This window comes from Bacillales bacterium (assembly GCA_035700025.1).
Classification (GTDB): domain Bacteria; phylum Bacillota; class Bacilli; order Bacillales; family DASSOY01; genus DASSOY01.
The window spans coordinates 1-9,037 of record DASSOY010000060.1; the positions used below are offsets into that span (position 1 = coordinate 1).

General features: G+C 50.4%; 11 protein-coding genes and 1 riboswitch. Of the genes, 10 read left to right on the top strand and 1 reads right to left on the bottom strand.

Annotated features, from left to right (window positions below; all coding sequences use genetic code 11):
- From VFK44_10030 to VFK44_10075, 10 genes are all read left to right on the top strand, one after another.
- Positions 1 to 1,005, top strand: a 1,005-nt coding sequence (locus tag VFK44_10030; protein HET7628714.1) for an ABC-F family ATP-binding cassette domain-containing protein, incomplete at its 5' end; no start/stop codon positions are given.
- Entirely contained in the window at positions 995 to 1,783 is a 789-nt protein-coding gene (locus tag VFK44_10035) for a class I SAM-dependent methyltransferase (protein HET7628715.1), read from the top strand. The genes VFK44_10030 and VFK44_10035, both read left to right, overlap by 11 nt.
- A 100-nt stretch (positions 1,784 to 1,883) precedes the next feature.
- Positions 1,884 to 2,747: a type II CAAX endopeptidase family protein gene (locus tag VFK44_10040; protein HET7628716.1), complete on the top strand. Its 864-nt coding sequence runs from the start codon at positions 1,884 to 1,886 to the stop codon at positions 2,745 to 2,747.
- 77 nt (positions 2,748 to 2,824) lie between these two features.
- On the top strand, positions 2,825 to 2,938 hold the full coding sequence (locus tag VFK44_10045; protein HET7628717.1) for a redoxin family protein: 114 nt from the start codon (positions 2,825 to 2,827) through the stop codon (positions 2,936 to 2,938).
- Positions 2,939 to 3,004: 66 nt separating this feature from the next.
- Positions 3,005 to 3,601 (top strand): thioredoxin family protein, encoded by a 597-nt coding sequence (locus VFK44_10050; GenBank protein ID HET7628718.1) that lies wholly within the window; start codon positions 3,005 to 3,007, stop codon positions 3,599 to 3,601.
- A 95-nt stretch (positions 3,602 to 3,696) separates the two neighbouring features.
- Positions 3,697 to 3,822, top strand: a riboswitch (FMN riboswitch).
- Positions 3,823 to 3,964: 142 nt separating this feature from the next.
- Positions 3,965 to 4,561, top strand: coding sequence for an ECF transporter S component (locus tag VFK44_10055; protein ID HET7628719.1), 597 nt, complete (start codon positions 3,965 to 3,967; stop codon positions 4,559 to 4,561).
- 143 nt (positions 4,562 to 4,704) lie between these two features.
- Positions 4,705 to 5,427 (top strand): thioredoxin domain-containing protein, encoded by a 723-nt coding sequence (locus VFK44_10060; protein HET7628720.1) that lies wholly within the window; start codon positions 4,705 to 4,707, stop codon positions 5,425 to 5,427.
- Positions 5,428 to 5,437: 10 nt separating this feature from the next.
- Positions 5,438 to 6,139, top strand: a complete 702-nt coding sequence (locus tag VFK44_10065; GenBank protein HET7628721.1) for a thioredoxin domain-containing protein — start codon at positions 5,438 to 5,440, stop codon at positions 6,137 to 6,139.
- Positions 6,139 to 6,552, top strand: a complete 414-nt coding sequence (locus VFK44_10070; GenBank protein ID HET7628722.1) for a disulfide oxidoreductase — start codon at positions 6,139 to 6,141, stop codon at positions 6,550 to 6,552. Before VFK44_10065 ends, VFK44_10070 begins: the two co-directional genes overlap by 1 nt.
- Before the next feature lie 243 nt (positions 6,553 to 6,795).
- A complete protein-coding gene (locus VFK44_10075) occupies positions 6,796 to 7,716 on the top strand; it encodes a peptidoglycan-binding protein (protein ID HET7628723.1) in 921 nt (306 codons plus the stop codon).
- A gap of 94 nt (positions 7,717 to 7,810) precedes the next feature.
- Here the strand turns inward: VFK44_10075 and VFK44_10080 are convergent.
- Positions 7,811 to 9,037: DUF2254 domain-containing protein (locus VFK44_10080; protein ID HET7628724.1), on the bottom strand; the 1,227-nt coding region annotated here is incomplete at its 5' end.

Sequence of the window (9,037 nt, forward strand, 5' to 3'; positions counted from 1 at the left end):
GTCATGGTCATTTCCCACGACCGGTATTTTCTCGACCGTACGGTGACGAAAATTTACGATCTTGAAGACGGCGAGCTGCAGGCGTACAACGGCAACTACTCGGCGTTCGTGAAGGAAAAAGAAGCGCGGCTGCTCGCGGAGTTTCAGCAATTCGAAGAGCAGCAGAAAAAGATTAAAAAAATGAAAGCCGCGATCAAAAGACTGCGCGAGTGGGCGAACCGGGCGAATCCGCCGAATGCCGGCATGCATCGGCGCGCCGGAAGCATGGAGAAGGCATTGGAGCGGATGGAGAAGCTCGACCGCCCGGTGATCGAGCGGAAGAAGATGGGGCTTGAACTGGATGCCGGAAAGCGCAGCGGCCGGGATGTCGTGAGGATGGAAAACGTGACGAAGTCGTTTGACGGCCGGGTCTTGTTCCGCGAAGCGGGGATGCATGTGCGTTTCGGCGAGCGCGCAGCCGTTGTCGGCGAAAACGGGACGGGGAAGTCGACGTGGCTGCGGATGATGCTCGGCGAGGAGCGCGCGGACGAAGGCAAGTGTGCGCTCGGCACGGGCGTGAATGTCGGCTATTTGTCGCAAGACGGCTTGCCGGGCGACGAGAATGCGACGGTGCTGGAGGCGTTTCGGGAGCAGACGACGATGGATGAAGGGAAAGCACGGCACGTGCTGGCGAAGTTCATGTTTTATGGAAGCCAAGTGTTTCAGCGCGTGAAGGATTTGAGCGGCGGCGAGCAAATGCGTTTGCGGTTCGCGCAACTCATGTATCAAGACGTGAATTTTCTCATTCTCGACGAACCGACGAACCATTTGGATATTGATTCACGCGAGGTGCTTGAGGATGCGTTGGAAGATTTCCAAGGCACGCTGTTGGCGGTTTCGCACGACCGTTATTTCTTGAATAAATGCTTTTCGCGCCTGTTTTGGCTCGAAAATGCAACGATGACGGTTTATGAAGGCGATTACACCTATGCGAGAAGGAAACGGAGTGAACGTAATGGATATTAAAAAATACACGGAAGCGAACCGGAAGGCGTGGAACGAAGTAGCGCCGAAGCATGAGGAGCTGAAGCGGGAAGCGAAAAAGCAATTTATTGACGAGCCGGGATTTTCTTGCCTTGACGAGACGGTGACGCGAGAGCTGGCGGCCATCGGGCTCAGCGGAAAGCATGTCGCGCAGCTTTGCTGCAACGACGGCGTCGAGACGTTGTCGTTGAAAAATCTTGGAGCAGCGGCGGTCACCGGTTTTGATATTTCCGACGGAGCGATTGCTTCGGCGCAGCGGCTGGCCGAAGAGGCTGGCATTGAGAGCACGTTCGTGCGCACCGATGTTTATGAGATTCCGAAAGACTTTGATCGTCAGTTCGATCTCATTTACATTTCTGCCGGCGCGCTCATCTGGCTGCCGGATTTGCCCGGGTTTTTCGCTGTTGCTGAGCGGCTTTTGAAGCCGGGCGGGGCGCTGCTCATTTATGAGATACACCCGCTGTTAAATATGATCGATGAAGAAGCGGCTGTGCCAAGAATGAAATATTCGTATTTTGTAAAAGAACCGCAAGCATATAATGAGGGACTTACGTATTTGGGCAATGACCCGTACGAGGCGAGTACGGCTTATAATTTTAATCCGACGGTTGCCGACATCGTTAACGCTGTCGTCAGCAACCGATTTCGATTACGTAAGCTAGAAGAGTTTCCGCACGATCTTTCGCCGATGTTCGAGCATCTTGAAGCTTGCCGCGTGAGAATCCCGATGAGTTTGCTGTTGTCGGCGGAAAAGGACTAACGGCCGATTCCAACCACCAGCCGAAATGGGCAACGATGTCCGCCCGATCAAACTGCGTTATAATGAAGCTTAGGATTTATAACGAAAGGGTGGAACCATCTTGTTGAATCGATTGTTTGTTACTGCAAACGGCGAGGTTCGAATCGTTTGGAAACTCGTTTGTTTGATCCTTCTTTATATAATGTTCAACATGCTGTTAGTCATGCCTCTGAAACTGATACCGCTCGGGCACCAGGCGTATCAAATGGTTGTTCTTTACGTGCGCGAAGCGGCATTCATCGCCGCCGCTTACATTGCCCTGAAAATGCTGGATGACCGGCGGCCGCAAGACGTCGGGCTCATACCGTTTCGCCTCGGGAGTCGGGCGTTCTTAATCGGATTTGCATTAGGGGCGGGAGCGATGATCGTCATTTTTTTCGGCTTCTCTTTTTCGGGAACCGTTACCTTGGTTCATCCATTCACGCAACCTGAGATTTCGTGGAGCCTTATCAACGGATTCTTGTTTTTCTTTGTGGTCGCCGTTGCCGAAGAATTTTTCTTTCGCGGTTACTTGATGCACGTATTTACTCGCCGCGGAAACGTCGCCGTTCCGGTCATCATGTCTTCGGTGTTATTTGCGCTCTCCCATGCGATGAATCCAAACGTGGCCATTCTCGGTCTCGTGAACATTTTCTTCGTCGGTTTGCTGTTAGCCTGGATGTACGTAAAAACGGGAAATCTCTGGATGCCGATCGGTTTTCATATGGCATGGAATTATTTTCAAGGCAATGTCTTTGGGTTTCCGGTAAGCGGAACGACACGGCACGGGCTGTATACGATCAAAGAAACAGAGAACGTGCTTTGGTCCGGCGGATCGTTCGGCCCGGAAGCGGGTCTCGCGGCGACACTCGTTTTGCTCGCATTGACAGCTGTAATATGGAAAATGCCGGTCACCACGCCTTACCGGGCTTACGGACGAATGTGAATGATCCGAATGTTCAAGCATTTTGTTCGAAGCCTCCGTTCAGGTTCGTTACAATAAAAGAAAAAGGAGGAAAACGAATGTTGCTGGAACAGATGCCGAAAGTGACGCTGCGGGATTTGGACGGGAATGCCGTGTCGACGGAAGATTACCGGGGCAAGAAAACGCTCGTGTTCATGTGGGCGTCCTGGTGACGATGCCGCCATCAATTGCCAGGTTGGCAATCGTTTTATGAACAACATAAACAGGATGGTTTCGAATTGCTTTCCGTTGCGGTGGACGGACGGGGAGCGGAGGTTGTCAAGCCGCATGTCGAAGGCACGACATTCAAGACCGTCGTCGATGAGAAAAATGAATGGGCGCATCGGTTCGGGTTCAAGGTTGTCCCGAACGGCATCTTCCTTGATGAGGACGGAACGATACGCATGATTAAGGAAAGGTTCGAAGTGACCAACGAGGATCATGTCAAAGCCGTTGAACAACTCATACGCGGGGAAGTTGAGAAAGTTGAGTTTGAAGAGGAACCTTTAAAGCGTGTGCCAAACATGCAAACCGCATGGGCGCAAACGAAATTCAAGCTCGGCATGGAATATGCGAGGCAAGGGAAAACCACCGAAGCTTTGCAGGAGCTCGACGAAGCACTCGCGCTTGACCCGGACAATTTTTTAATTCGCAAACAGCGGTGGTACATTCGTTTTCCGGAAAAATTTGTGCCGGAGATCGATTTCGCGTGGCAACAAGAACAGCTGAAAAAGGAAAAGAAAGCGGAAGCCGAAGGCGTCCGAATCGAATCCGGGGGGATCATTTGCGGACCGGATGGTTGTACGATTCCCGGCATGAACACGAAGGACAAGTAAATGTCTTTTGCGAGGCGTATCGGCGGCAGGCAAACTTTTTTACAAATGAACCGGTTTTTCGTATGATTAAACTAAATCCAACTTAACAAAAATCGATTCATCTTCGGGGCGGGGTGCAATTCCCCACCGGCGGTTAAAGCCCGCGACCCGATGCGCGAGCATCGGTTGGCCCGGTGGAATTCCGGGGCCGACGGTGAAAGTCCGGATGGGAGAAGATGTTGTTTGCATGTGCAAGGACACCCGTGTGCCTTTGTGTCTTTGGACAGAAAACAGTTGTCCAATCAGCCCCTGAAGATTCCATTCTTCAGGGGTTTTCGTGTCTTCATGAACGGGATGAATCGAGAATGAAGGAGAGATCCCCTCATGCAGAAAGAAAACCGTCTTTACCGCCTCGTCGCACTTGCGATGCTGGCAGCCGTTTCCTATGTGTTGATGTTGTTGAATTTTCCTCTGCCGGCGTTTCCGCCGTATTTGAAAATGGACTTCAGCGATATTCCTGCCTTGATCGGCGCGCTCTTGTTCGGTCCGGCGGCAGGCATTATCATCGAGGCCGTCAAGAACCTTTTGCATTATGTAACACAACCCGGTCCGGCGGGCGTTCCGATCGGGGAATTGGCGAATTTCGTTGCCGGGCTGTTGTTGATTTTACCGGTTGCTTTGCTCGCCAGAAGAATAGGCTCGTCGAAAAAGCGGGTCATTGCCGGAATATTGGCCGGCGTCGTTTTAATGGCTGTAGTCATGAGTATCTTAAACTACTTCGTGCTGCTGCCGGCTTACATGTGGTTTCTGCACTTCCCCCACATGACATCGGATGCTATGGTGAAACTTGTAACCGTGGCCATTCTTCCTTTTAATCTCATTAAAGGTGCGTTGACGGGCGTCGTCTTCCTCGTGCTTTACCCGAAACTGAAGCCGTTGATTCAGCGCTACCAACCGAAGAAAAAACTGCGTGCCGTATAAACACCAAAGCCGCCCCTCGCTTGAGCAGGGGCGGTTTCTTTGCGCCAAAAGCAAGCTATCGAAACGTTTCCTCCATTTGTGATGCCAAGGTTCCCCGAAATGCTGATAAATGTGGTACACTCTTTACGAAACGAGGTGAGGGCATGTCCAAGAAAAAGAAGAAGAATACTCGCAATAAGATTCCTAATCGAACGCGCAAGACAAAGGCAGGAAGGGTACAGACGATAATGTTTGCGACCTTAATCGCGCTCATTGTCTTGATTGTCGGGGTGATGGTGTATGCCGGAGTGGCGAAACATCAAGAAGATGCTGCCGGACGTGCGAGTTTTGACTATAGTCGATACCCCGTAATGGGCGATCCGGACGCACCGGTGAAAATCGTCGAGTTCGGTGACTACAAATGCCCCGTATGCAAACGGTTCGATGAACAAATCGTCTCGCAATTAAAGAAAGATTACATTGATTCGGGAAAAGCGGCTTATTATTTTGCAAACTTCCCGATCATTCAAGGATCGATGCCTGCCGCATTGGCGTCGGAATCGGTCTATCACCGCCAGCCGGAGTTGTTCTGGCAATTTCATGATGCGTTGTATGCGAATCAAGGACCGGAGGATGAAGATTGGGCCACGGCGGAACGAATAACGAAAATCGGCGTGACGCACGTGGAAGGGTTGAACGGCGATCAATTAATGAAGGACATCCAAAACGAAACGTATAAAACCGCCGTCGAGCAAGACCGGCAAAAAGCGTTGAATCTCGGACTTAACAGTACGCCGAGCGTTTTCGTCAACGGCGAACGCGTGGCGGTGACGAGTTATGAGGCGCTGAAAGCGGTGATTGACCAAGCCTATGACAAAGCAAAGTAAGGGTGAATCGATGCGTCGAATGCGAATTTTGATGATCGTCACGGCCGCACTTTTGCTTGCAGCAGCGGCAAGTTTTACGCTGTTAAAGGCAATGGGCGGAAACGAAGACAGCGGCGAGCCGCCGAAGGCGGCAACGGAAGATGATGAGAAGCTTTCTTTTCGCTACAAAGAGCAGCCGATGCTTGGGGATCCGGACGCTCCTGTGAAAATCGTTGAGTTCGGCGACTACCGCTGCATCGTCTGCTACCGTTTCGACCAGAAATTTTTTCCGAAGCTGAAAGAACAATTTATCGATACTGGAAAAGCTGCATTCTATTTCGTAAACGATCCGATTCTTGGTAAAGGCTCGGTGCGCATCGCACTTGCGGCGGAGTCGGTTTATCATCGCCGTCCGGACGCCTTTTGGGACTATCACGAAGCGATTTACGCGAATCAAGGGCCTGAAGATGAAGCGTGGGCAACGACGGATTTTCTCGTTCAGTTGGCGGCGGAAACTGTTCCGGAAATAGATCGGCAAACGTTGCGGAGAGATATTGAAGAAGGTACGTATTTACAGGCGGTCAAACGAGATGCGGAAAAAGCGCAAGCGCTCGGCATCGAAGGGACACCGACAGTCTATGTGAACGGCCGAATGTTAACTTGGGACGAAACGTCGCATTATGATCAACTTTCACAAATTATCTCGGCGGCGTATGAAAAGGCGGCGAACTAATGGAAACGAGAAACGAAGAAGCGTCTTTTTCCCTTTATTTCGCATGGCTCGTTGCGGTCATCGCGACGGGGGGCAGTTTGTACTTCAGCGAAATTGCCGGTTATGTGCCGTGTGAACTGTGTTGGTACCAGAGAATTTTTATGTATCCGCTCGTCATCATCCTCGGTATTGCCAGCTTTAAAGGCGCGCGGTCGATTACCACTTACGTGTTGCCGCTGAGCATTATCGGAGGTTGTTTCTCCATTTATCATTACTCGGAGCAAAAGTTCGGTACGCCGTCTTTTTGCACGGGAACGGTCCCTTGCAGCGGGGAATACATCAATTGGCTCGGATTCATCACGATTCCGCTGCTCGCGCTTACCGCTTTTCTGCTGATTACGCTGTTTTTGTTGATGGCGAGACGAAATCACTAACAGGAATGTTTGTTCGCAAAAAGGACAAGCCGTCGACAGAAAGCCTTGCGAATTTGTTGCATAATGCCGGTTTTACAAGAAATTGATAGAAATATTACATAGGATATTGGTCCTAGGCCGACTTTGTAATCTACTGTTAAACGATTGTAAGCTTCCTACAATTGCTATGAAATACTCCCCTAGTACAATGAGCATTGTGCGAATGAAGGCACACAATCTCGGAAGAGGGGAGTTCTTTTTTTTATGAAAGGCAACCAAAAACTCAAAACCGTCGTGATGTCGTCAGCTTTGACGGGAATCATGGCAGTAGCCCCAATGGTTACGCACGCATCCGGTTTCGGAGAAAATACATGGATCAAGGGCGATCATGGCAAGCAAATCAAGCCCCTGCAAAAAATCTTGAAGAAATTCGATTACTACGAAGACGACATAGACGGGATTTTCGGTCCGCATACTTACGAAGCGGTGAATGCATTGCAGCTCGATTATGATTTAAACCAGGACGGCATCATCGGACCGGAAACGAAACAGACGCTGAAACAAGTTCTTGAGTACAAAAAGGCTTATGAAAAAGCTCCGAAGCTTGAACTCGGCGACCGCGGCCATACGGTCAAAGTTTTGCAAACGCAGTTGAAAGCCTTGGATTATTATCTCGGCGACCTCGATGGGATTTTCGGGCCGCTTACGGAAAATGCTGTCGAAGGTTTCCAAAAGGCGAACGACGTTGCGGTTGACGGAATCGCCGGACCGAAAACGTACAAAGCCTTGCTTCACAATCCAGTACCTGCGACGAAAGTCGAGAGTGCATCGACGAGCGTCTCGGAAAGTTCTTCATCGGATGAGACGGTCAGCAGGGGTACTGACGTAAGTGCCGACAAAGTATTGTATGTGGAAAGCACAGCTTATACGGCGAATTGCGCAGGGTGCTCCGGCATCACCGCAACGGGCATCAACCTTCTTGAAAATCCGGGTGCAAAAGTGATCGCCGTTGATCCGGACGTCATCCCTCTCGGATCCACCGTTTGGGTCGAAGGGTACGGCTATGCTGTTGCCGGAGACACCGGAGGTGCCATCGACGGCAATCGGATCGACGTCTTCTTCGCCGATCGTTCGGATGCGTTAAATTGGGGACGCAAAGAAGTAAAAGTAAAAATTGTGGACTGACGTCATTTCCTCGGGGAACGCCCCCGGGGAATTTTTTTATCGCCGTTTGATTCTTCCGTTCCCGGCCGAGGAATCCTTTAAACATGGCTGTTGCTTACAGCAGTCCGCCTTTCAATAAGCGCAAAACGTCTTCAGTTTCTTTTTGCAAATACATACGGTCTTTTTCTTGCAGCACTTCATCGTCAAAGCCTTCCCGCACGTACTTCACGAAATCCGCCAGCAACTTTCTCGTGTTCGTGTCGGTCGTTTCGGCCAACCTTTTGATTGCACGCAGCATGCCGACGGTAACCGATATGTCTCCTTTTCCGTAATGGCGAATTTGATACAACCCTTTGTACAAAAAATGTTCCATGTCACGCGTCGAAATCGTCAACCGATGGTTCCCGTCCGGATCGTAAATGTACGGCCCGGGCATCGCGGTTTGCGACAAATGGCTGATAATCGTGCCGATCCGGTTGATGCAATTAATCGCCGTATGCGGATCGTTCACCGCCGGGGATATCGCCCGCAATGCGATTTCCACGAGCTGCTGAATCCCGAATTCAATGTCTTGTTCGCTCGTTCGTTCGGTCGCAAGTTTTACCGCCGTGCGGATTTTGTCTTGGTTTTGATCGTCCAGCGGCTCGTTTCCGGAATAGGCAGCGATTGTCGTTCCGGCCAATACGTAATCGCCGATATGCACTTGCATTTCTATCGTTATGTCGCATGCACGAGCGATTTTCAACAAAGCCCGGAAATTAATCAATTCAATATATCCAGCACTTTTCGCCGGTATGACGTGACGTGCTTTGTTCTTGGCGTCAATGCTTGATTTTGTTTTCGAATTGAAATGCGCTGCTTCGTTTCCGACGTTGTCTACCGTCGTTAACGTCTTTTTCGTAATGTTATCGATCAGGTGGTTCACTTGCACCCATTTTGCTACGTGATGAATGAAATAAATGAAAAACGCGGCACAGCAAATACCGGAGATAACGCTGAACATTGGTGTAATGAGCAAGCTTTTGCTGTTCGATTGGCCCGTGAGCAGGAGGGTGACCGCGTTGTAGACAAACCCCGCGGTAAATACGGCGAGGACTCGCTGGCTGGCACGGTCGGCAATGAACGTCTGCAACGTACGCGGGGAAAATTGGCCGGAGAACGTGGTCAAAACAATCATAATCGATGAAAAAGTAATAGTGGTCAACGTTAAAATCGACTGCGCCAGTGTGCTCAATAAGGTCGTCGTTAATTTAGAATTTTTGACGAGGAGATCCGGAGATACAGTTTTGAGTTGTTCATTGGAAAAAAGGAAATCAACGTGGACGGTGATAAAGGCGAGCAC

Excerpts from the sequence above, each read along its gene's own strand:
- VFK44_10035 (HET7628715.1), top strand. The coding sequence starts at position 995 with ATGGATATTAAAAAATACACGGAAGCGAACCGGAAGGCGTGGAACGAA.
- VFK44_10045 (HET7628717.1), top strand. The coding sequence starts at position 2,825 with ATGTTGCTGGAACAGATGCCGAAAGTGACGCTGCGGGATTTGGACGGG.
- VFK44_10055 (HET7628719.1), top strand. The coding sequence starts at position 3,965 with ATGCAGAAAGAAAACCGTCTTTACCGCCTCGTCGCACTTGCGATGCTG.
- VFK44_10060 (HET7628720.1), top strand. The coding sequence starts at position 4,705 with ATGTCCAAGAAAAAGAAGAAGAATACTCGCAATAAGATTCCTAATCGA.
- VFK44_10065 (HET7628721.1), top strand. The coding sequence starts at position 5,438 with ATGCGTCGAATGCGAATTTTGATGATCGTCACGGCCGCACTTTTGCTT.
- VFK44_10070 (HET7628722.1), top strand. The coding sequence starts at position 6,139 with ATGGAAACGAGAAACGAAGAAGCGTCTTTTTCCCTTTATTTCGCATGG.
- VFK44_10075 (HET7628723.1), top strand. The coding sequence starts at position 6,796 with ATGAAAGGCAACCAAAAACTCAAAACCGTCGTGATGTCGTCAGCTTTG.